At 62.0% G+C, this 21,924-nt stretch carries 19 protein-coding genes; 11 read left to right on the top strand and 8 right to left on the bottom strand.

Features of this window, described 5'->3' with window-relative positions:
• Position 1: 1 nt before the first annotated feature.
• The 5 genes from C5N93_RS19250 to C5N93_RS19230 all read right to left on the bottom strand — a co-directional run bounded on the left by C5N93_RS19250 (position 2) and on the right by C5N93_RS19230 (position 6,300).
• Positions 2-1,240, bottom strand: coding sequence for an amidohydrolase family protein (locus tag C5N93_RS19250; protein WP_242560523.1), 1,239 nt, complete (start codon positions 1,238-1,240; stop codon positions 2-4).
• 67 nt (positions 1,241-1,307) lie between these two features.
• Entirely contained in the window at positions 1,308-2,588 is a 1,281-nt protein-coding gene (locus tag C5N93_RS19245) for an MFS transporter (RefSeq protein WP_242560522.1), read from the bottom strand.
• Positions 2,589-2,835: 247 nt separating this feature from the next.
• Positions 2,836-3,738 (bottom strand): LysR substrate-binding domain-containing protein, encoded by a 903-nt coding sequence (locus tag C5N93_RS19240; protein WP_242560521.1) that lies wholly within the window; start codon positions 3,736-3,738, stop codon positions 2,836-2,838.
• Between the two features lie 30 nt (positions 3,739-3,768).
• Positions 3,769-5,160 (bottom strand): class II fumarate hydratase, encoded by a 1,392-nt coding sequence (gene fumC / locus C5N93_RS19235; protein WP_242560520.1) that lies wholly within the window; start codon positions 5,158-5,160, stop codon positions 3,769-3,771.
• Positions 5,161-5,424: 264 nt separating this feature from the next.
• Complete coding sequence (locus tag C5N93_RS19230) at positions 5,425-6,300, bottom strand: LysR family transcriptional regulator (RefSeq protein ID WP_242560519.1); 876 nt, start codon at positions 6,298-6,300, stop codon at positions 5,425-5,427.
• A 265-nt stretch (positions 6,301-6,565) separates the two neighbouring features.
• Here C5N93_RS19230 and C5N93_RS19225 point away from each other — a divergent pair, with 265 nt between their 5' ends.
• The gene (locus tag C5N93_RS19225; protein WP_069341097.1) at positions 6,566-8,074 is read left to right on the top strand and encodes a CoA-acylating methylmalonate-semialdehyde dehydrogenase; all 1,509 of its coding nucleotides are present in this window, start codon (positions 6,566-6,568) and stop codon (positions 8,072-8,074) included.
• 110 nt (positions 8,075-8,184) lie between these two features.
• A complete protein-coding gene (locus tag C5N93_RS19220) occupies positions 8,185-9,843 on the top strand; it encodes a GMC family oxidoreductase N-terminal domain-containing protein (protein ID WP_242560518.1) in 1,659 nt (552 codons plus the stop codon).
• 41 nt (positions 9,844-9,884) lie between these two features.
• Here C5N93_RS19220 and C5N93_RS19215 read toward each other — a convergent pair whose 3' ends face one another.
• Genes C5N93_RS19215 through C5N93_RS19205 form a run of 3 tightly spaced genes read right to left on the bottom strand, consistent with a single transcriptional unit; the run spans position 9,885 to position 12,370 of the window.
• Positions 9,885-10,721, bottom strand: a complete 837-nt coding sequence (locus C5N93_RS19215) for a hypothetical protein (protein ID WP_242560517.1) — start codon at positions 10,719-10,721, stop codon at positions 9,885-9,887.
• Positions 10,718-11,935, bottom strand: a complete 1,218-nt coding sequence (locus C5N93_RS19210; protein WP_242560516.1) for a methyltransferase domain-containing protein — start codon at positions 11,933-11,935, stop codon at positions 10,718-10,720. The genes C5N93_RS19215 and C5N93_RS19210 overlap by 4 nt, the downstream gene beginning before the upstream one ends.
• Positions 11,936-11,941: 6 nt before the next feature.
• Positions 11,942-12,370, bottom strand: coding sequence for a phytanoyl-CoA dioxygenase family protein (locus C5N93_RS19205; RefSeq protein ID WP_347403321.1), 429 nt, complete (start codon positions 12,368-12,370; stop codon positions 11,942-11,944).
• Here C5N93_RS19205 and C5N93_RS28480 point away from each other — a divergent pair.
• The 9 genes from C5N93_RS28480 (at position 12,296) to hpaR (ending at position 21,602) form a co-directional block, all read left to right on the top strand.
• Complete coding sequence (locus C5N93_RS28480) at positions 12,296-12,529, top strand: hypothetical protein (RefSeq protein ID WP_242560946.1); 234 nt, start codon at positions 12,296-12,298, stop codon at positions 12,527-12,529. The two genes, C5N93_RS19205 and C5N93_RS28480, sit on opposite strands and share 75 nt — an antisense overlap.
• A 675-nt stretch (positions 12,530-13,204) precedes the next feature.
• The gene (locus C5N93_RS19195; protein ID WP_069341099.1) at positions 13,205-13,984 is read left to right on the top strand and encodes an ABC transporter ATP-binding protein; all 780 of its coding nucleotides are present in this window, start codon (positions 13,205-13,207) and stop codon (positions 13,982-13,984) included.
• Positions 13,985-13,992: 8 nt separating this feature from the next.
• Positions 13,993-14,769, top strand: a complete 777-nt coding sequence (locus tag C5N93_RS19190; protein WP_150720601.1) for an ABC transporter ATP-binding protein — start codon at positions 13,993-13,995, stop codon at positions 14,767-14,769.
• Between the two features lie 85 nt (positions 14,770-14,854).
• Positions 14,855-16,048, top strand: a complete 1,194-nt coding sequence (locus C5N93_RS19185; protein ID WP_242560915.1) for an ABC transporter substrate-binding protein — start codon at positions 14,855-14,857, stop codon at positions 16,046-16,048.
• Positions 16,049-16,145: 97 nt separating this feature from the next.
• Positions 16,146-17,030, top strand: coding sequence for a branched-chain amino acid ABC transporter permease (locus tag C5N93_RS19180; RefSeq protein WP_242560515.1), 885 nt, complete (start codon positions 16,146-16,148; stop codon positions 17,028-17,030).
• Between the two features lie 10 nt (positions 17,031-17,040).
• A complete protein-coding gene (locus tag C5N93_RS19175) occupies positions 17,041-18,039 on the top strand; it encodes a branched-chain amino acid ABC transporter permease (protein WP_069341102.1) in 999 nt (332 codons plus the stop codon).
• 652 nt (positions 18,040-18,691) lie between these two features.
• A complete protein-coding gene (locus C5N93_RS19170) occupies positions 18,692-19,474 on the top strand; it encodes a TSUP family transporter (RefSeq protein ID WP_069341103.1) in 783 nt (260 codons plus the stop codon).
• 227 nt (positions 19,475-19,701) lie between these two features.
• On the top strand, positions 19,702-20,847 hold the full coding sequence (locus C5N93_RS19165; protein ID WP_242560514.1) for an ABC transporter substrate-binding protein: 1,146 nt from the start codon (positions 19,702-19,704) through the stop codon (positions 20,845-20,847).
• Positions 20,848-21,104: 257 nt separating this feature from the next.
• A complete protein-coding gene (gene hpaR, locus C5N93_RS19160) occupies positions 21,105-21,602 on the top strand; it encodes a homoprotocatechuate degradation operon regulator HpaR (protein WP_242560513.1) in 498 nt (165 codons plus the stop codon).
• The last annotated feature ends 322 nt before the right edge of the window (positions 21,603-21,924 follow it).

Genomic DNA, 21,924 nt, shown 5'->3' with positions numbered 1-21,924 from the left:
TTCACGGCTGTTTTGCGACCTTACCGTCCTTGAAGACCCAGCGAATCGCTTCGCCCTGACCCGTGAGCACGTCGATCGATTCGAGCGGGTTGCCGTCGACGACCAGCACGTCGGCCAGCGCGCCCGGCGCAATCACGCCGAGTTCGCCCACGCGATTCAGAATCTCCGCGCCGATCACCGTTGCCGAGCGCAGCGTCTCGGCGGCGCCGAGCACGTCGGCGCGAATCGTCAGCTCGTCGGACTGGTACTTGTGCATATCGCCGAGCAGGTCCGAGCCGAAGCCCATCTTCACGCCTGCGTCACGATAGATCGAAAGCGATTCGCGGCCCGCGCGTTGCACGCTCTCTACCTTGGCCACCGATTCCGGCGGCAGGCCGAGCGAGGCGCCATCCTTGGCCAGCGCATCGTAAGTCACGAGCGTCGGCACGACATACGCACCTTTCTCGGCCATGAGTTTCGCCGTTTCAGCGTCGCACAGGTTGCCATGTTCGATGGTGCGCACGCCGCAACGCACGGCACGCGCGATCGCCTTCGGCGTGTAGGCGTGGGCCATCACGTAGGTCTGTGCGGCTTCCGCTTCCGCAACGGCGGCGCGGATTTCATCTTCCGAATATTGCGTGTTGGCGATGGGATCGACCGGCGAGGCGACACCGCCCGACGCCATCAGCTTGATCTGCGTCGCACCCTTCTGAATTTCTTCGCGCACGGCGAGGCGAATCGGATCGACACCGTCGACCACACGGCCGATGGCGCCCGCACGGAACGCACACGAGCACGGCTCCAGTGTGTCGCTACGCGGGCGGAAGTCACCGTGACCGCCGGTCTGCGAGAGCGCCTTGCCCGACGGGAAAATACGCGGGCCGGGAATTACCCCTTGCTCGATGGCCTGTTGCAGCGCCCAGTCGGCGCCACCGGCATCGCGCACGGTCGTGAAGCCGCGATGCAGCATGCCCTGCATGATCGGCAGCGACTTGAGCACGGTGAGCACGTTCGGCTGACTGGCGTTCGTGCCGAGGTTCGGATGCGATGCGAGCACGTGTACGTGGCAATCGATCATGCCGGGCATGACGGTCTTGCCGGCGACGTCGATCACCGTGGCGCCTGCGACGTCGAGCGGCGTGGCACTCACCGCCGTGATGCGGTTGCCTTCGATGACGACGTCATGGCGTTCGAGCAGACGGCCGGCGGCCGCGTCGAGCACGTTGCCGCCGCGAAGCAAAGTAACGGTCGTGGGGGACATGTGGGAATTCCTTGGGGAAAAAAGCACAAGGCGCGCCGGGAAAGGGCGCGCCTTGTTCAGGGGAAACTCAGGCCTTCGGGAGCGGCTTGACGAAGCGCGTGCCGACGAGGCTGATGGCGGCGGCGATGATCACGTAGATTGCCGGGGCCATGTTGCTGCCCGTACGGGCAATCAGCCACGTGATGATGAGCGCCGCGAAACCGCCGAAGATCGTCACGGCGAAGTTGTAGGCCACCGACAGACCGGTCGAGAGCACCTTCGCCGGGAACAGCTCCGAGAACGCAGCGAGAATCGGACCGGTGTAGCAGGCGATCAGCAGGCCGAACACGATCTGGAACGTGAGCAGCGAGTGCAGGCCGGGCGCGACGTTGATGTACGTGAACATCGGCCATGCGAGCACCAGAATCAGCAGTGCCGAACCCGACAGGAACGGACGGCGGCCGATGCGATCTGCCAGACGTCCCACGACCGGTGCGAACACGAGAATCATTGCGCCACCGACCATACCGGCGGTGAAGCCGTCCGAGGCCGGCAGGTGCAGCACGCGCTGGGCATACGTCGGCATGTAGAACAGCAGCACGTAGGTGCAGATCGTCCACAGCACGACCATGGAGAAGCTCGCGAGCGTTTCCTTCGGGTACTGCGAGAAGACGTCGCGCAGCGGCGTGTCGGACTTCTCTGCGTGCTGGAACGTCGGCGTTTCGTCGATCTTGTTACGGATGTAGAAGCCGACCGGGCCGATCAGCATGCCCACGATGAACGGCACGCGCCAGCCCCACGATTCGAGCGATGCCTTGTCGAGTTCGGTCGTCACGAACGTGCCCACCGCGGCGCCGAGCAGCACGGCGAAGCCGATGCTCGACTGAATCCATGCGGAGTAGTACGCGCGCTGATTCGGCGGTGCGTATTCGGTCAGGAACGCCGTGGCGCCGCCCATTTCACCGCCGGCCGAGAAGCCTTGCAGCAGACGGGCGAGCACGATGATGAGCGGTGCGGCCAGACCGATCTGGTCGTACGTGGGCGCCAGACCGATCATGGCGGTGCCCGCAGCCATCAGCAGGATGGTGAGCGAGAGCGCTGCCTTGCGGCCCACGCGGTCGGAATAGATGCCGAGCACGATGCCGCCGACCGGGCGCATGAAGAAGCCCACGCCGAAGGTGGCGACCGCCAGCAGGAACGACGACAGGTCGTCGCCGGTGGGGAAGAACTGCTTCGCGATGATGGCTGCGAAGAAGCTATAGACGGTGAAGTCGAACCATTCCAGACCGTTGCCGATCACCGTCGCCACGATCGCGTGACGGCGCTGACGGGCCAGGTTGTCTTGAGGCACTGCGTAGGTCGCCTGCATCTGGGTCTCCCGGAGGATGGGTGGCGTCCGTTGCGTGTCTTGCGTTCACGTCATGCGGTAATACGCCTGCTTTTTTGTCGAATCACGTCTGTCGGCATGGCCGTGCGAGAGAAAGTCGGCCATTCCCGCTGACAAAACGTGCGCGGATAGGACAGAAAGTAGTTCAGACAAAATGACAGGCAAAGCGATAATTCCGCATGTTGCCATGCGTGCAGCGCATGGCAACTTTTGAAACGTCACGTAACCCCTATGATGGGAAACGAGTTTCCGAGTAAATCCAGTTGCGGAAAATTCGCGCTGCGGCATGCTCATGACGCTCGGCAGGCCACACGAGGTAGTAGCCGCCGCCCAGACTTGCCGTCGCATCGCACGCGGGCACGAGCAGGCCGGCGTCGAGACAGGGATCGATCATGTGCCGCCAGCCCATCACCATGCCACCGCCTTCGATGGCCATCTGCACGAGCAGCGGATAGTAGTTCGCGCTGACCATGCGCGGGAACTTGGGAGCGTTCACGCCTTGCAGCTCGAACCAGTCGGGCCACGACATCCACTTGCGCTGACCGTCTTCGATGAAGAGCAGCGTTTCGCTCACGAGATCGGCCGGTGCGAGCTGGCGTCCGTTCAGATAGGCGGGCGAGCAGACGGGGAAGACCTCTTCGTCGAACAGACGCCGCCCGGCGAAGTCGGGCGGCAGATCGTTACGGACGTAGTACACGCCCAGATCGAATTCGGACGCGGAGAGCGACGTGATGCCGTCTTTCACGATCACGCGGATCTTGATGTCCGGATGCGCGGCGCGAAAGCGCATGAGTTGCGGCGTCATCCAGAGCACGGCGACGCCTGATGAGCACGCGACCGTGAGTTCCAGATCGCCACGGCGTTTCATGAGATCGGCCGTGGCTTCGGCGCATTCGCCGAGCAGACGCTGAATCTGCTCGGCGTAGCGTTGTCCGGCCACCGTCAGCCGCAGCGTGCGATGCTCGCGAGTGAAGAGCGCGCGCCCGAGAAACTCTTCGAGCTGCGCGATCTGCCGGCTCACGGCGCTTTGCGTGAGGTTCAGTTCCGCTGCCGCGCGGGTGAAGCTCGCGTGACGCACGGCGGCGTCGAACGCGATCAGGCAGTGCAGCGGCGGCAGGGGCGAGATAGGCATGCGGGCAGACGGTGGTAGTGCGGTGCCGGTTTACCGCTTGCCGACCATCTGCTCGGGACGAACCCACGCGTCGAACTGTTCGGCCGTGACGTGACCGAGTGCGAGGGCGGATGCCTTGAGCGTGGTGCCTTCCTTGTGGGCCTTCTTCGCGATCTGCGCGGCCTTGTCGTAGCCGATGTGCGGGTTGAGCGCGGTCACCAGCATGAGCGACTCTTCGAGCAGCGAGCCGATGCGGGCGCGATTCGGCTCGATACCGATGGCGCAGTTGTCGTTGAAGCTCACGGCGCCGTCGGCGAGCACGCGTACGCTCTGCAGGAAGTTGTGGATGAGCATCGGCTTGAACACGTTCAGCTCGAAGTTGCCCATGGAGCCGCCGACGTTGATCGCCACGTCGTTGCCCAGCACCTGAGCGCACAGCATCGTCATGGCTTCGCATTGGGTCGGGTTGACCTTGCCCGGCATGATCGAGCTGCCCGGTTCGTTTTCCGGGATCTGCAATTCACCGATGCCGCAACGCGGACCGCTGGCGAGCCAGCGCACGTCGTTGGCAATCTTCATGAAGCTGGCGGCCAGCGTCTTGAGCGTGCCGTGCGCATGGACGATGGCGTCGTTGGCGGCCAGCGCCTCGAACTTGTTCGGTGCGGTGACGAACGGCAGGCCGGTGTCGCGTGCGAGCGTGTCGGCGACCTTCTTGGCGAATTCGGGGTGTGCGTTCAGGCCCGTGCCCACGGCCGTGCCGCCGAGCGCGAGTTCTGCCACGTGCGGCAGCGCGTCGTTCACATGCTTCAGACCGTGATCGATCTGTGCGACCCAGCCGGAGATTTCCTGACCGAGCGTGAGCGGGGTGGCGTCCTGCAAGTGCGTGCGGCCGATCTTGACGATGTCGTCGTAGGCGCGCGCTTTCGCGTGCAGAGTGTCGCGCAGCTGATCGACGCTGGGCTTGAGGTGGTTCACGAGGGCGTCGAGTGCGGCCACGCTCATGGCGGTCGGGAAGACGTCGTTCGACGACTGGCCCTTGTTCACGTCGTCGTTCGGATGCACGAGACGCTCTTCGCCACGCACGCCGCCAAGCAGTTCGCTGGCGCGGTTGGCGAGCACTTCGTTCATGTTCATGTTCGACTGCGTGCCCGAGCCCGTCTGCCAGACGGCGAGCGGGAATTCGTCGTCATGCTGGCCGGCGATGACTTCGTCTGCCGCCTTGATGATGGCGTCGGCCTTCTTGGCGTCGAGCACGCCCAGGTCCTTGTTGACCTCGGCGGCGGCGCGCTTCACACGCGCGAGTGCGCGCACGAGTTCGCGCGGCATCTTCTCGGTCGAGATCTTGAAGTTCAGCAGCGAGCGCTGCGTTTGCGCCCCCCACAAACGATCGGCAGGCACCGCAATTTCACCGAACGTATCGCGTTCCATTCGCACATCAGACATGGTCGACTCCTTGAAAGCAGAATTAAATTCTAGAACGTTGACGAAGATCCGACATGGCACGTCGTTGGGGGGACGTGCCACGTCATGGGAATGATTTGCGAGGAAGTGGGCCTTTCTAATGTCTCGACTGCGCTGAATTCGAAGGCCTGAGCAGGCATGGATTATGCGCCGGATTGGTGACGCGAGGGGGGCTGATTCGACGTGGAAACCGGACGAAAGGCGTTGCGCCGCCCTCTATCGGGTGTCTTCGCCCCCGGTAGACGCTCAGGCCCAGACGGCCGCCACCAGTTGCAGGGCCGCCCCAATGGCGGGTTCGTCCCGGCGCGAAGCGAGTGTGACGAACGTGAGTTCGGTCGGCACGCTCACGCTGTCGGCAATCGCCAGACCGTGGGCGCGCGCTTCGCGCAGCGCAATCGAGTCGCGCACCAGCGATAGTCCGATGCCGGACTTCACCAGATCGAGCATGGACGGCTCCTGATCCACTTCCGCCACCTTGACGGGCGAAACCCCGGCCTCGCCGAACACGGCCGAGAGCAGACGGTTGTGGGCCGATTCCGGCGGCGTCCAGATCCACGGCAGCGCGGCGAGTTCGCGCCAACCGCGCCGGGCGACACGTTCGCGCCATCCGGCAGGCGCGAGCACCTGATAGGAGAACGGGGTGAGCGTGATCGCGTGAAATCGCGCCGGGTCGGGCGTGCCGATATAGAAGCCGACGTCCAGCTCGTTGCGCGCCAGCTGGTGCAGCACGTCGCCCGACATGCTGTGCCGCAGCGCCGTCTCGATGTGGGGATACGACTCCACGAGCCGCTTCAGGAAGCCGCCCAGACGCGTGAATTCGGGATCGAGGATGGTGCCGATGCGAAGGCGTCCGCGCACGGTTTCGCGCAGTGCACCGGCGGCTTGCTGGAAGTCGGACAGCGCAGCGAGCATGCGTTCGGCCAGCGGCAGCAGCGCCTGCGCGTCGCGGGTGAGCGCCAGCCCGTGCGCCGTGCGGGTAAAGAGCGTCAGACGCAAGGCTTCCTGTAACGCCTTGACCTGAAGGCTGACCGCCGGTTGCGTCAGATGCAGGCGCTGGGCGGCGCGCGTGAGATTGCCCTCGTGGGCAATGGCGACAAAGGCACGGAGATGGGCGAGTTCCATGGCGGCGCGGTCGGCAGGGTCCGAGGTCCCCGGCGAGGCCGGGGGATCAACATAAGGGAATCTTATATTGCTTTTGATAATTTCTCATTGGATTGCTTCGAGGGGCGGCAGTACGCTTGGGGCTCATCGTCGCGTGTGCCGGTGAGTGCATCGGTGGGGGGATCGGTTTGTGAGCGAGGCAGAAAGTGGGACGGCAGACAGGCGCGACAGGGCGGCAAACGATGACCGAGCGGCGATCCACGTCGCCAAATCCAAAGGAACGAACATGAGCAATGCTGATATTCCCGTCGTGCAGCACGACATCGGTGGCCAGCGAGTGGCCGGTGACGGCGAACGGTTCGCCGACGTCTTCAATCCGGCGCAGGGCACGGTCAGTGCGCGCGTCGCGCTGGCGAGCGTGCAGGACGTGAATGCCGCGGTGGCGGCGGCGAAGGCCGCGCTGCCGTCGTGGTCCGAGACGGCGCCGCTCAAGCGCGCCCGCGTGCTCTTCAAGTTCAAGGCATTGCTCGACGAACATCAGGACGAACTCGCGCGCATCATCACGCGAGAGCACGGCAAGGTGTTCTCCGACGCCCGTGGCGAAGTCACGCGCGGCATCGAGATCGTCGAGTACGCCTGCGGCGCGCCGAACCTGCTCATGGGCAAGCACAGCGACAACATTGGCGGCGGCATCGACAACTGGCATCTGCGTCAGCCGGTCGGTGTGTGCGCGGGCATCACGCCGTTCAACTTCCCGGTGATGGTGCCGATGTGGATGTTCCCGATCGCGCTGGCCTGCGGCAACACGTTCGTGCTCAAGCCGTCCGAGCGCGACCCGTCCGCCAGTCTGCTGATCGCCGATCTGCTGCGCGAAGCCGGATTGCCCGACGGGGTGTTCAACGTGGTGCAGGGCGACAAGGTCGCCGTCGATGCGCTCCTGGCGCACCCCGACGTCGAAGCGCTGTCGTTCGTCGGCTCCACGCCGATTGCCGAGTACATCTACACGGAAGGCACGAAGCGCGGCAAGCGCGTGCAGGCGCTGGGCGGCGCGAAGAACCATCTCGTCGTGATGCCCGACGCGAATCTGGATCAGGCGGTCGACGCGCTGATCGGCGCCGCCTACGGCTCGGCCGGCGAGCGTTGCATGGCGATCTCGGTGGCGGTGGCCGTGGGGCAGGTGGCGGATCGTCTGGTCGATGCACTGGTGCCGCGCGTGAAGGCGCTGCGCGTGGGACCGGGCGTGGACGACGCCTCCGAGATGGGCCCGGTCGTCACGGCGGCCCACAAGGCGAAGATCGAGGACTATATCGGGCAGGGCGTGAGTGCGGGCGCAACGCTTCTCGTCGATGGGCGCGGCCTCAATGTCCCGGGCCACGAGAAGGGCTTCTTCCTCGGCGGCACGCTGTTCGATCACGTTACGCCCGAGATGAGCATTTATCGCGACGAAATCTTCGGACCGGTGCTGGCGGTCGTGCGTGTGCCCGATCTGGCGTCGGCCATCGAGCTGATCAACGCGCACGAGTTCGGCAATGGCGTATCGTGTTTCACGAGCGACGGCGGTGTGGCGCGTGCTTTCTCGCGTCAGGTGAAGATCGGCATGGTGGGCATCAACGTGCCGATTCCTGTGCCCATGGCATGGCAGTCGTTCGGCGGATGGAAGCGCTCGTTGTTCGGCGACCATCACGCTTATGGCGAAGAGGGCATTCGCTTCTACACGCGCTTCAAGAGTGTGATGCAGCGTTGGCCGGACAGCATCGCGAAGGGGGCCGAGTTCACGATGCCGGTGGCGAAGTAAATCAAAAATGAACCCGCGCGGGGTGGCGATGGTCCACCCCACTCGGGTGCCGCACCAGCGCCGGCACCGCACCATGGCGAGTGCCGCGCCATCGACGGAGACATGCGGGAATGAGCAAGCAGGCGTTGCATACAGATAAGCCTTCAGACAAACAGGAGCGCTTCGATTACGTGATCGTCGGCGCCGGATCGGCCGGGTGCGTGCTCGCGAATCGTCTGACGCAGGACCCCGACGTTACCGTGCTGCTGCTCGAAGCGGGCGGCAAGGACGACTATCACTGGATTCACATCCCCGTCGGTTATCTCTACTGCATCGGCAATCCGCGCACGGACTGGCTGTATCGCACGCAGGCGGAAGACGGTCTCAACGGCCGCTCGCTCGCCTATCCACGCGGCCGGGTGCTCGGCGGCAGCTCGTCGATCAACGGCATGATCTACATGCGCGGGCAGCGCGAAGACTACGACGTGTGGGCCGACGCCACGGGCGACGATGGCTGGCGCTGGGACAACGTGTTGCCGCTCTTTCGTCGCAGCGAAGATCACTACAAGGGCAGCACCGAGTTTCACGGCAGCGGCGGCGAATGGCGCGTGGAGCAGCAGCGGCTGTCGTGGCGCGTGCTCGACTCGTTTGCCGACGCCGCCGAGCAGATCGGCATTCCCCGGACAGACGACTTCAATCGCGGCGACAACTTCGGCATTGGCTACTTCGAAGTCAATCAGCGACGCGGCGTGCGTTGGAGTGCGGCGAAGGGCTTTCTGCGTCCGGCGTCGCAGCGTCCGAACCTGACGGTGATCACGGGCGCCAGCGTGAGCCGTCTGCTCTTCAACGGCACGCGCTGCACGGGCGTGGCGTATCGCGGGGGCAACGAAGACTTCACGGCGCTCGCCAACGTCGAGACGATTCTCGCGGCGGGTGCGGTGAATTCGCCGCATCTGCTGGAAGTGTCCGGGATTGGCGACGGCGAACGATTGCGCGGTTTCGGCATCGACGTGGTGTCGCACGTGCCGGGCGTCGGCGAGAATTTGCAGGATCATTTGCAGTTGCGCACGGTGTACAAGCTGCGCGGCGCGAAGACGCTCAATCTCACCGCGAACAGTCTGCTCGGCAAACTGACGATCGGCATGCAGTACGCGTTCACGCAACGTGGACCGATGAGCATGGCGCCGTCGCAACTCGGCGCATTCGCCCGCAGTCGCGACGATGTCGCACGTCCCGATCTGGAGTATCACGTGCAGCCGTTATCGCTGGAGAAGTTCGGCGAGCCATTGCACAAGTTCAATGCGTTCACGGCGTCGGTGTGCAATCTGCGTCCGACGTCGCGCGGTCACGTGCATCTGAGCTCACCCGATGCACGCGTCGCGCCGAGCATCGCGCCGCATTATCTGTCGACGGAAGACGACCTGCGTGTGGCGGCGGATGCGATCAAGCTCACGCGTCGCATCGTCGGTGCGCCGGCGTTCGCCCGTTACGAGCCGCGAGAGTATCTGCCAGGGCCGTCGTTTCAGAGCGATGACGATCTCAGGCGCGCGGCAGGCGACATCGGCACGACGATCTTTCATCCGGTCGGCACCTGCCGCATGGGACGTGATGACGATGCCAACGCGGTCGTCGATTCGCAACTGCGCGTGCGCGGTGTGCAGGGGCTGCGTGTGGTCGATGCATCGGTCATGCCGACCATCACCTCCGGCAACACCAACTCCCCGACGATCATGATTGCGGAGCGCGCCAGCGACATGATTCGTGCCGCTAGGAAGGCGGAGAGTCGGTGAGGGGTTTAACGAAATGAATGGCGGGAATTTCGCTCAAAAAATTAGGAAAAGGAAAGAAAAATCCCGCTTGCATCGTCTCTCCGCTTGCGATCTGGGCGACAGGCGAGCGAAGCTTCGTGATGTCGAATGACGTTGAGCAAGGCGTCTAGTCCTGATTGTGCTACCAGTCGCAATGCTTCTTCCTTTGTCATCAGCCCATAGGTGTCCCACGCGCGTGACAGGCCATCTGTACCCACCAAAATCTGGGCGGGCGTACTGAGCGTTAGGCGAACCCTTTGAGCGTTGAGTGCGCTCATGGGGTTCAACGTGAGTGCAGAACTGAACTCGTTGCGTTGTTGTTGGGACCGTCTTGATCGCAACTGCGAAAGTCTGTCGCCTGTAAATCCTGAGTGGGGTTTCCACTCGTCGAAAGCGTGAGTGAGCGGAGCGGGTCGATTGTGCTTGGGACTTGATGGAATTTTTTCCTGATGAAACAGTTCGAAGCAGTCGGCATAACGATGGATCGTCACAGAAAGTTTCGTGGGGATGTCGGTAGCGATCTCCACAATTGTCGCCGCCGCGACGGGCCAATCATGCATTGGGGTTGTCTTGCCTGAAGCGAGAAAGTATTGCTGCCTTATCGTGCGAAGTTGATTTTGCAATCTCGATGTCGTGAACGAGGGGGAGGCCAGTTGTGGAAGCGCGTCTGAAATTTTTCGCGCGAACCAACCCGCGTCGGAAACATCGCTGAATGTCGTAAATGGAGATTCAGAGAGTGTTGATGCGCCGTCTACAGCCCACACGAGAATAGAGTGAGGGCGACGATAGTATCCAACGACGTCCTCGGCAGGAATTCTCTCGTAAATTCCCTGAGAAATGCACTGAACTTCCGGTGTCATGGCGACACCTCATGCTTCGAGATCGCAACCTGAAGCGTTCGTAATCCGCCGGAGATTACAAGGTCGCTCATGAACTCGTTGTCGAGTGATTGCAGGATGCTTTGTGAGCTCGATGCGTCAAGTATTCCAGCGGAAACGAGGCGTGGGGAAAACTGACTAAAAGAAAGGCTGACTAGTCGCTTGTGCTCTTTTTTCCAGATCGTCGGTTGGCTAAAGCGGGCGTCTTGAATCTTGACGTTCATGTCTGTGATCAGTGACCAAATGTCGTCGATACAGTCGTAGCGGATGCCTTGGGTCCTTCCGTACGCGCTTATTGCGGCGTTGGCGCGTTCAAAGCTGGCTACGTTTGGAATGCAAAAGAGGCTTTCTAAGGATGGTTCTTCGAGAATCAGAACACCAGATGGGGTGAGAAGCTGAACTAGCGCGTCTATTGCAGCCGCGCGGTGCGCGACATGCAATAGTGTGAAGCGACAGGTAATGAGATCGAACGTTGGAGTTGGCGGGAACACGCTGAAGATGTCATTGATGTCGCCGTGTTCGAATGTGATGTTTTTGACGTCCGCTGCTATTGCAACGGACCTCGCCACCGCAAGTTGTTCGGCATTGTTGTCCATGCCGATAACCGTGGCGTCTGGGTGGTTCGTTGCCAGCCATTGCGTGATTTGGCCATGTCCGCATCCGACATCGAGCATGTGCCCGGTCGACGGTGTGAAACGTCGAAGGAATTCGATGCTCGCTGCGTTGTATATCTCGGACGTTATCGAAAGGCGTTGCCGATCATCGTCGCCCGTAAATAACGGGTAATGACTGGCTGCCATCGGGGGGCGGTTCGGTTGCGGCGCTATCTCTTTGGGTTGTGCGCAGGCGATCCAGTAAAAGTTCGGCATGTTGATCGGCTTCCCTGCGGTCACATCGATCCATTCATAGGCCGTATGTTCGTTACTGAGTATCGGGCTGTCCGATGAGATGGAGCACGCAAAGAACACGAGCAATACCCGCTTGCCGGTTACGACCTCGCAGGAACGGCTACCAACATAGGTTGCCGATGTTATTGCGACACCGCATTCCTCTTCGAATTCGCGGGCTAACGCGGTTTCAAGTGATTCGCCAGCTTCCGGGCGCCCTCCAGGTAACTCCAACTCGCCACGAGGATTCGTCAGAAAGAGGACGCTGTTGTGCTTACGAACGATTGCCTTGACGCTAATGGGTTCCATGGGGGTTCAGCTCCTGACCGGTGCGTGTCCCCGAGCGTAGGCGGGCTCGACGACCAATTGTTTCTGTCGGGCCGTGAGCCCACTTGTTGAGAAGACTTGCGCATTTGGTGCTGCGGCGTGATTCGGCGTGGGCGGTAGCGAATTGATCTCGCGCTGTGAGGCGGGTCTTCTGAAATATGAGTGGTTGTTCATGTATCTCGCAAATACGCTTCGTCTGGGGCCCGAGTCTTTTACTTTGAAGGTGCCGTGAACCAGGGCTTCCGAGAAGATGACGGCGTCACCGGCATTTAGGGCGACATGCCGTAATAGCGCATTGTTTGCGAGACTTCGATATGTCTCGGGAACCGGGAAGTTGGCTCGATGGGAGCCCGGGATGCAGCAGAAATGATTTGTCGTTTCAGGTATGTCCGATATCGCGTACTGGACGGCAACCAAGCCGCTATGTATTCGTTTGTTCCGAAGCCAGTAATAGATGCCTTCATCGAACATATCGGCTTGATGGTGCAATTGACCGCCACTGCTAACGAAGCGTTCGTCGGCGCAGAACATGTGATCCAGTCGGAACTTGGATCGATATACGAAATCGAGAAATGAATAGACGGAATCGTGTCCGCGTCGCCGCCGTTGGCTCGACAAAAAACCGTGGCATTTCTACTGTTGGTGGGGCAACGGTTGGCATCGGCAGGCACCAAGTGATCGTTACATGGGGAGTCGATAGTGGGTTTGGAGATATTCTTAAATTTTGGCCGCCCTGGGGCCTTGCGTGCCATCTGACGAAAGCGCGCCGACAAAAAACCGAAGGGTGGGTTGCCTGATCGTCGCCTCGTGTTTCGCAACGTCTGGCCCGCTTTCCCAAAAACTTACGTAGTAATACCTAATGTGCCGGCAGGCGCGCGACGATAGCCGATCGATTCCGGCTATCGCGCGCCCATTTGCGTGTGCCGCAAAAGCCTTGTCGCACAAGGGCTACGCACAGGCTCGCCTCATGTGACCGAACGTTCTGCAATGCGTGTGCGCATGCGTGTTTCGAAGGGTGCGAAGCCTAGTGCAAATCCCAATGATCGCGTTGCAGCAAACCACACACAATAACGATTCCTTATGGGCGACCGAACCAAGAATTCGGCGCCCCATCGGGGAACGCGGGGCCTGCTGCCGACGACGCAAACCATAGCGTCACCGGTCTGCCTTGCGGTTGTCACAGACGATGATGCTCAGGCTTGCGGCATTCGCCCATGCTTCGCACCACCAACCAGGAATGTGGCAGGAGACATGGCGAACAACGATTTCATTCTCGAAACGCGCGGACTCACCAAGGAGTTCCGTGGCTTCACTGCGGTGAACGGGGTCGACCTGCGCGTCGCGCGCGGCACCATTCATGCGTTGATCGGCCCGAACGGCGCCGGCAAGACGACCTGCTTCAACCTGCTGACGAAATTCCTCGTGCCCAGCGCCGGGACCATCACCTTCAACGGTGAAGACATCACCCGCGAAGCGCCCGCGCAAATCGCGCGCCGCGGCATCATCCGCTCATTCCAGATTTCCGCCGTGTTCCCGCACCTCACCGTGCTCGAGAACGTGCGTATCGGCTTGCAACGCAACCTCGGCACCGCGTTCCACTTCTGGAGCAGCAGCCGCACGCTGCGCCAGCTCGACGCCCGTGCGATGGAGCTGCTCGCGGAAGTCGGCCTCACCGAATTCGCGCATACGCTTACCGTGGAATTGCCCTACGGCCGCAAGCGTGCGCTCGAGATCGCGACCACACTTGCTATGGAGCCCGAACTGATGTTGCTCGACGAGCCCACGCAAGGCATGGGGCACGAAGACGTCGATCGCGTCACTGCGCTCATCAAGAAGGTTTCGGCGGGTCGCACGATCCTGATGGTCGAGCACAACATGAACGTGATTGCCGGCATCTCCGACACCATCACCGTGCTTCAGCGCGGCGAGGTGCTTGCCGAAGGGCCGTATCACGAAGTGTCGAAGAATCCGCAAGTGATGGAAGCCTACATGGGCACGGCGGAAGGCGAAATGCAGGGAGCCCACGGGTGAGGACGGCTATGTACGGTAACGGTGGCAATCAGGGTGGCGAGCGCAAGAACGGGACGAACGTTCCGGCGCTGGAAGTCGAAGGGCTTCAGGCCTGGTATGGCGAATCGCACATCCTGCACGGCGTGGATATCACGGTCGGGCGTGGCGAAGTCGTCACGCTGCTCGGTCGCAACGGTGCCGGGCGTACCACCACGCTGCGCGCGATCATGGGCCTGACCGGTCAGCGTCAGGGATCGATTCGCATCGGGGGTGAGGAGACGATTCATCTGCCGACGTACAAGGTCGCGCATCACGGCGTGGGCTATTGCCCCGAAGAGCGCGGCATTTTCGCCAGCCTCTCGTGCGAGGAGAACTTGCTGCTGCCGCCGTACATCGGCATGAGCGGCAATCGTCGCGAAGACGGCGGGCGCGGCATGTCGCTCGACGAGATCTACGACATGTTTCCCAACCTGAAAGAGCGACGCCACAGTCAGGGCACGCGTCTGTCGGGTGGCGAGCAACAGATGCTGGCAGTCGCGCGCATTCTGCGCACCGGCGCCAATCTGCTGTTGCTCGACGAAATCTCCGAAGGCCTCGCGCCGGTGATCGTGCAGACGCTGGCGCGCATGATCACCACGCTCAAGGCGCGGGGCTACACCATCGTGATGGTGGAACAGAATTTCCGTTTTGCGGCTCCGCTGGCCGATCGCTTCTATGTGATGGAGCACGGCAAGATCGTGGAGCGCTTCGGCGCTCCGGAGCTGGAGACGAAGATGCCGGTGCTGCACGAGTTGTTGGGCGTATGAGGTGAGCTACCCGGCGCGCACGCGCAGCGCGCATGCCGGGCGATGGACCCAGGCGATCAAATCCACGAAGGAGACGAAGATGACGATGCGGATGAAGGCGTTGGCCGTTGCGGCTGCGTTCGGTTTTGCGGCAATGGCCTCGCAGGCCCATGCCGATGGCAACACGGTGAAGATCGGTTTCATCACCGATATGTCGGGCCTGTACACCGACATCGACGGGCAGGGCGGTGCCGAAGCCATCAAGATGGCCATCGCCGACTTCGGCGGCAAGGTGCTCGGCAAGCCGGTAGAACTGGTCACGGCCGATCACCAGAACAAGGCCGACGTCGCCGCCTCGAAAGCGCGCGAATGGTTCGACCGTGGTGGCGTTGACATGCTCATCGGCGGTACCAACTCCGGTACCGGTCTCGCGATGAACAAGGTCTCGGCCGAGAAGAAGAAGGTCTACATCAACGTCGGCGCCGGCTCCGACGCGCTCACCAACGACCAGTGCCAGCCGTATGGCGTGCACTACGCGTACGACACCGTTGCGCTCGCGCGCGGCACGGGCTCGGCCGTGGTGAAGGCGGGCGGCAAGTCGTGGTTCTTCCTGACGGCTGACTACGCATTCGGTCACGCGTTGGAGAAGTCCACGTCCGACGTGGTGAAGGCCAACGGCGGTACGGTGGTCGGCCAGGTGCGTCACCCGCTGTCCGCTTCGGACTTCTCGTCCTATCTGCTGCAAGCCGCGAACTCCAAGGCGCAGGTGCTCGGTCTTGCGAACGCCGGCGGCGACACCATCAACGCGATCAAGGCGGCGAAGGAATTCGGGATCAAGGGCAAGATGCAGATCGCCGGTCTGCTCGTGTTCATCAACGACATTCACTCGCTCGGTCTGGATAACACCGAAGGCATGTACCTGACCGACAGCTGGTACTGGGACAAGGACGACAAGACCCGCGCCTTCGCCAAGCGTTACTTCGAGAGGATGAAGAAGATGCCGTCGAGCCTGCAAGCCGGTGACTACTCGGCAACGACGACGTATCTGAAGGCCGTACAGGCCGCCGGCACGACGGACGCCGACAAGGTCATGGAGCAGCTCCACAAGATCAAGATCGACGACATGTTCAGCAAGGGTTACATCCGTAAGGACGGCACGATGGTCCACGACATGTACCTGATGCAGGTGAAGTCGAAGGCCGAGTCGAAGGCGCCGTGGGACTACTACAAGGTGGTTGCCACGATTCCGGGTGAGAAGGCCTTCACCACGGAAGCCGAATCGACCTGCAAGCTCAAGTAAGCGCAGCAACGTCATCGCGTAGTCAACAAGTCACGATGCAACGATAGCGGCGGGACGCCTGTCCCGTCGCGACCTTTCTGCCAGAGAATCGATTTCGATGGAATTACTAGGCATCCCCCTACCGGCGCTGTTGAGCCAACTGCTGCTGGGACTTGTGAACGGCTCGTTCTACGCCATGCTGAGTCTCGGCCTGGCGGTGATTTTCGGCCTGCTCAACGTGATCAACTTCGCGCACGGCGCGTTGTTCATGCTGGGGGCCATGCTCGCCTGGATGGGCGGCAATTATCTCGGCCTCAACTATTGGGTCATGCTGATTCTCGCCCCCGTCGTGGTGGGCGTCATCGGCATTGTCATCGAGCGCACCATGCTGCGCTGGATCTACAAGCTCGATCATCTTTACGGCCTGCTGCTGACGTTCGGCATTACGCTCGTGCTCGAAGGGGTGTTCCGTTCGATCTACGGCGTGTCCGGTCAGCCGTTCGACGCACCCGAAGCGCTGTCCGGCGCGACCAACCTCGGCTTCATGTTCATGCCGAACTATCGCGCCTGGGTGGTCGTCGCCTCGCTCGTGGTGTGTTTCGCGACGTGGTTCATCATCGAGAAGACGAAGATCGGCGCGTACCTGCGCGCGGGCACGGAGAACCCGAAGCTCGTGGAAGCGTTCGGGGTGAACGTGCCGCTGATGATCACGCTCACGTACGGCTTCGGCGTCGCGCTCGCCGCGTTCGCCGGTGTGCTCGCCGCGCCCGTCATCCAGATCTCGCCGCTCATGGGGCAGTCGATGATCATCACCGTATTTGCGGTGGTCGTGATCGGCGGCATGGGCTCCATCATGGGCTCGATCGTCACGGGTCTGATGCTCGGGGTGATCGAAGGCTTCACCAAGGTGTTCTACCCGGAAGCCTCGGCGACCGTGGTGTTCTTCATCATGGTGATCGTGTTGCTGCTGCGCCCGGCTGGGCTGTTCGGCAAACAAAAGTAAGGGGCGGACAATGCAACAACCGATGCAACAACGCGTGCTGTATTCCCTTTTGCTGCTTGCCCTGATCGTGGCGCCGTTCGCCGGCGCCTATCCGGTCTTCGTCATGAAGGTGCTGTGCTTCGCGCTTTTCGCGTGCGCGTTCAATCTGCTGCTGGGCTTCACGGGGCTGCTGTCGTTCGGTCACGCCGCCTTCTTCGGCAGTGCGGGCTACGTCACCGGCTATGCGATTCGCAATCTCGGCTTCACGCCGGAAGTGGGCATTCTTGCAGGCGTGGTGGCAGGAGCCGTGCTGGGACTGGTGATCGGCTTGCTGGCGATCCGGCGTCAGGGCATCTACTTCGCGATGATCACGCTCGCGCTCGCGCAGATGTTCTACTTCTTCTGTCTGCAAGCGCCGTTCACCGGGGGTGAAGACGGCCTGCAAGGCGTGCCGCGCGGCGCACTGTTCGGCCTGTTGCCGCTCGACTCGGACCTGACGCTGTACTACGTGGTGCTGGCGATCTGTGCGCTGGGTTTCCTGCTCATCATGCGTATCGTGCATTCGCCGTTCGGGCAGGTGCTCAAGGCGATCAAGGAGAACGAGCCGCGTGCCATCTCGCTCGGCTACGACGTCGACCGCTTCAAGCTGCTGGCATTCGTGCTCTCGGCGACGCTCGCCGCGCTGGCCGGCTCGACCAAGACCGTGGTGCTCGGCTTCGAGACGCTCACCGACGTTCACTGGACGATGTCGGGCATGGTGATTCTGATGACGCTGGTCGGCGGTCTGGGCACGATGCTCGGGCCGGTGGTCGGTGCCGTAGTCATCATCGTGCTGGAGAACAAGCTCGGCGATATCGGCAACTGGCTGGCGACGGCGACCGGCGTGACGTGGTTCCAGACGCTCGGCGAGTCGGTGACGATCGTCATCGGCGCGATCTTCATCATCTGCGTGCTGTCGTTCCGGCGCGGTCTGGTGGGCGAACTGACGGCCCGTAGCCGGTTCTTCAGAGCGATGTCGCAGCAGTCATAAATGAGAGGTTGGGCGTCCCGAAAAGAGCGAAATCGGGAAGACGTTTGAGCGGAAATGCACCCCTGTGGGGCGTCCGCTCATCACCCTGGCGCATGAATGTCAGAAAAAACCTAATTCGTAGGGGTAAATGCTGACTTGTGGTGCATTGGGTGCTCCTTTATTCTCTCCCTCAGTTCGCGTCACAGCAGGATATAGGGGCGAGGAACGAGGAGACAACAAGCGCGATAACGCGCACCGCCAAAAAAGAAAGCGCTGTTGGAGAAGACTCCAACAGCGCTTTTTATATTGTGCTTCGCGAGTTCGTGAAGCCTTTCCCCCGGCGCCACGCCATGGCCGCCACGGTCGCATCACTCACGATGCCGGCGAGCAGCATCCATCCCTGTCCCTTTCATCGCAGCGTCTGCTTCAGGACGTCTCCGTTGGTATCCGTCAACGAACTCGCTTCGCGCGCTTCTCGTTTCGTTTCTCGTTTCGTTTCCCCGTTTTCCCGCACAAAACTGGCGTTCGGGCCGGCTTTTACGCCGTGTTGCGAGAATCGCACCGCTTTAGTACGCGCAATGCGGAATAAAAACGCTATGCTCGCCGTTTTCGTCTGGCCGGCCGCGCAGCACGGGGCGGGGCGGTGGTTCGGGGTGTCGTGTATGGGGAATGTATGTTGACGAGTTGGGCGCTGAGCGATTTGCTGATGCTCGCGGGCGGAGCTTTCCTGGCCGGACTGGTCGACGCGGTCGTGGGCGGCGGTGGCTTGATTTCCGTGCCGACGCTGTTCGCCGTCTTCCCGAATGCGGCGCCGCCGCTGCTCTTTGGCACCAACAAGATGGCCGGCATCTGGGGCACGGCCTCGGCTGCGCTGCGTTACGCGCGCGGCATTCAGTTGCGCTGGGCCATCGTGCTGCCCGCGACGCTCGCCGCCTTCGTCTTCTCGTTCTGCGGCGCATATGCCGTCACGCATGTCCCGGCCGATGTGTTGCGCAAGGTGTTGCCGTTCGTGCTCGTGGCCGTGGCGGTCTACACCCTGCGTAAAAAGGATTTCGGCACCGTTCACGCCCCTGTGAAGGGCGGCACGGGGGTGACCCTCATGGCAATCGCCGTGGGCGGCACCATCGGCTTTTACGACGGTTTCTTCGGCCCTGGCACGGGCAGCTTCCTGGTGTTCCTGTTCGTACGCCTGTTCGGGCAGGACTTCGTGAACGCGTCGGCGTCCTCGAAGATCGTCAACGTTGCGACCAATCTGGCAGCGCTCCTGCTGTTCGGCATGAGCGGGCACGTGTGGTGGCAGCTCGGCGCGGCCATGGCGGTCATGAACGTGCTGGGCAGCCAGGTCGGCAGCCGTCTCGCGCTCAAGCACGGCGTGGGCTTCGTGCGGCGGATGTTTCTTGCCGTGCTTGCGGTGCTGATCGTGAAGACCGGTTACGACGCCTTTTTGCGCGGTTGATGTTGCGCTCGCGGGGCGGATGACGGCATGCTCGCTGTGGCGGATGCCACACGTGGGGAAACCGCACTTTACGAACTGGCATCCGTGCCCGTAAGATGGGCGACAATTTACCGACTGAGCGGTCGGTTAATGTGGTGGTGGTGATGTCCAAACGCTGTCGCATCCGTCACATCGACCGCAACGACGTATCAAAAAAACGAATTCGAAATTTTTGTGAGGAGACCCAAATGAAACTGAAGTTGCTGTGCATGGCATCGGCCATAATGCTCGTCGCGGGCGTTGCGAACGCTCAGGTGAAGATTGGCGTGTCGCTGTCGGCGACCGGTCCGGCGGCTTCGCTGGGCATTCCCGAAAAGAACACGATTTCACTGATGCCCAAGACCATCGACGGTCAGTCGGTGCAGTACATCGTGCTCGACGACGCGACCGACACCACGACCGCCGTCAAGAACATGCGCAAGCTGATCAGTGAAGATCACGTCGACGCCGTGCTCGGCTCGACCGTCACGCCGAACTCGCTGGCGATGGTCGACGTTGCTGCCGAGACGAAGACCCCGGTGATCTCGATGGCTGCCGGCGCTGCCATCGTCGAGCCGATGGACGAAAAGCGCACGTGGGCCTTCAAGACCCCGCAGAACGACATTCTGATGGCCACGGCGATCGCCGAGCACATGGCCAACAACGGCGTGAAGACCGCCGCGTTCATCGGCTTTGCAGACGCCTACGGCGAAGGCTGGCTCAAGGAATTCCAGAAGGCCGCCGATCTGAAGAAGATCAAGGTCGTGGCAGTCGAGCGCTTCAACCGCGCCGACACGTCGGTGACCGGCCAGACGCTCAAGGTCATGGGCGCGAACCCGGACGCCGTGCTGATCGCCGGTTCGGGCACGCCGGCAGCGCTGCCGCAACGCTCGCTCAAGGAGCGCGGCTACAAGGGCAAGCTGTATCAGACGCACGGTGTGGCGAACAACGACTTCCTGCGCGTTTGCGGTAAGGACTGCGAAGGGACGTTCCTGCCGGCCGGCCCGCTGCTCGTCGTCGAGCAACTGCCGAACGACAATCCGGTGAAGAAGTCGGCTGCCGCCTATAAGGCCGCTTATGAAAAGGCCTATGGCGCCGGTTCGATCTCGACCTTCGGCGGCCACGCCTGGGACGGTGGTCTGCTGCTGCAAAAGACGATTCCGGTCGCACTGAAGAAGGCCAAGCCGGGCACGCCGGAATTCCGCGCTGCGCTGCGCGACGCGCTCGAGAACGTGAAGGACATGCCGGGCACTGCCGGTATCTTCAACATGAGCAAGAACGACCACAACGGTCTGGACCAGCGCTCGCGCGTGATGGTGCAAATCGTCGACGGCAAGTGGAAATTGGCGAACTGATGCGCGTCGGGGCTGCCTATAGCATGCAGGCATGCCCCGCTGTCACATCGAAAATTTCTGCGGTACTAGCGCCCGGTTTGACCAGACGGGCCGAAAGAACGGGCGTTCGCGCCCGTTTTTTTTGAGCGTGGTAGTTTCGCGCATCGCAAAGAGACGGCAGGACATGCGTTTGCGAGCGGCACAAGAGAGGCCGCATTGTCCCAACCTGATCGCCGCAGCCGGGGGGCTGAACGGACGATCCTTTCGAGCGTAAATCCATGACGGGTGAATTCGAACACCGCAACCTATCCCTGGTGTTGCTGCAATCGCGCGAAGCGGTGATGGGCTTATTCCGCCCCTTGCTCAATTGCTACGACATCACGGAACAACAATGGCGTGTCATACGGGCCGTCAACGATAGCGAATCCGGGGAAATGGAGATCGGGCAGGTCGCACGTGAGTGCTGCATCCTGAGCCCCAGTCTGTCGGGCATGCTCGAACGCATGGAGGCTTCCGGGCTCATCATGCGTCGCCGGGTGGCGGCAGACCAGCGTCGCGTGATGGTGTCGCTGACGCCGTCGAGCCGCGCCCTGTGCAAGAAGCTCGGCCCGCTGGTCGAGGAGCGCTATCGCTATCTGGAAGACAAGGTCGGGCGCGACACGCTCGCCGAAATCTACCGGCTGCTCGACGTGGTGCGCGAAGCGTTGCCGCCGGAAGTGCTGGCCGATGCGCCGTCGCTGCCGACCAAGCCGCGACGTCGCCGCAAGACTGCCTGAGTTGTCCTGGTCGCCCGAGTGATCCCGGCAGCCGGCGGGGCTGGATGGGATCGGTCGGCGCGGGCAGGACGCGGTACGGCAAGAAGTCCGTGAGAAGTCTGTGAAAAGGTACGTGAAGTAACGGGTGACCGGCGCACGAAGGCGCCTCCGGAGGAGACCGGGAGGCGTCGGAACGCTCGGACGATTGCGTCATCTCAGTAGTCACCCGGGTTTTACCAATGCATAACGATTTATACAATTCATAATTCGCTGCGCTGCGACACGGGGACCGTGCGAGGTGTATCGAACTGAAGGGGAACGGGGTGGCAGCGCGCTACACCGT

The sequence above is a fragment of the Pandoraea sp. LA3 genome (genome assembly GCF_022696215.1).
Taxonomy (GTDB): Bacteria; Pseudomonadota; Gammaproteobacteria; order Burkholderiales; family Burkholderiaceae; genus Pandoraea; species Pandoraea capi.
The sequence above is the reverse complement of the archived record's forward strand: the minus strand, read 5'-3'. Positions and strand labels throughout refer to the sequence as shown.

Coding starts and splice junctions, on each gene's coding strand:
- C5N93_RS19250 (WP_242560523.1), bottom strand. CDS start 1,240: ATGTCCCCCACGACCGTTACTTTGCTTCGCGGCGGCAACGTGCTCGAC.
- C5N93_RS19245 (WP_242560522.1), bottom strand. CDS start 2,588: ATGCAGGCGACCTACGCAGTGCCTCAAGACAACCTGGCCCGTCAGCGC.
- C5N93_RS19240 (WP_242560521.1), bottom strand. CDS start 3,738: ATGCCTATCTCGCCCCTGCCGCCGCTGCACTGCCTGATCGCGTTCGAC.
- fumC (WP_242560520.1), bottom strand. CDS start 5,160: ATGTCTGATGTGCGAATGGAACGCGATACGTTCGGTGAAATTGCGGTG.
- C5N93_RS19230 (WP_242560519.1), bottom strand. CDS start 6,300: ATGGAACTCGCCCATCTCCGTGCCTTTGTCGCCATTGCCCACGAGGGC.
- C5N93_RS19225 (WP_069341097.1), top strand. CDS start 6,566: ATGAGCAATGCTGATATTCCCGTCGTGCAGCACGACATCGGTGGCCAG.
- C5N93_RS19220 (WP_242560518.1), top strand. CDS start 8,185: ATGAGCAAGCAGGCGTTGCATACAGATAAGCCTTCAGACAAACAGGAG.
- C5N93_RS19215 (WP_242560517.1), bottom strand. CDS start 10,721: ATGACACCGGAAGTTCAGTGCATTTCTCAGGGAATTTACGAGAGAATT.
- C5N93_RS19210 (WP_242560516.1), bottom strand. CDS start 11,935: ATGGAACCCATTAGCGTCAAGGCAATCGTTCGTAAGCACAACAGCGTC.
- C5N93_RS28480 (WP_242560946.1), top strand. CDS start 12,296: ATGGGAGCCCGGGATGCAGCAGAAATGATTTGTCGTTTCAGGTATGTC.
- C5N93_RS19195 (WP_069341099.1), top strand. CDS start 13,205: ATGGCGAACAACGATTTCATTCTCGAAACGCGCGGACTCACCAAGGAG.
- C5N93_RS19190 (WP_150720601.1), top strand. CDS start 13,993: ATGTACGGTAACGGTGGCAATCAGGGTGGCGAGCGCAAGAACGGGACG.
- C5N93_RS19185 (WP_242560915.1), top strand. CDS start 14,855: ATGCGGATGAAGGCGTTGGCCGTTGCGGCTGCGTTCGGTTTTGCGGCA.
- C5N93_RS19180 (WP_242560515.1), top strand. CDS start 16,146: ATGGAATTACTAGGCATCCCCCTACCGGCGCTGTTGAGCCAACTGCTG.
- C5N93_RS19175 (WP_069341102.1), top strand. CDS start 17,041: ATGCAACAACCGATGCAACAACGCGTGCTGTATTCCCTTTTGCTGCTT.
- C5N93_RS19170 (WP_069341103.1), top strand. CDS start 18,692: ATGTTGACGAGTTGGGCGCTGAGCGATTTGCTGATGCTCGCGGGCGGA.
- C5N93_RS19165 (WP_242560514.1), top strand. CDS start 19,702: ATGAAACTGAAGTTGCTGTGCATGGCATCGGCCATAATGCTCGTCGCG.
- hpaR (WP_242560513.1), top strand. CDS start 21,105: ATGACGGGTGAATTCGAACACCGCAACCTATCCCTGGTGTTGCTGCAA.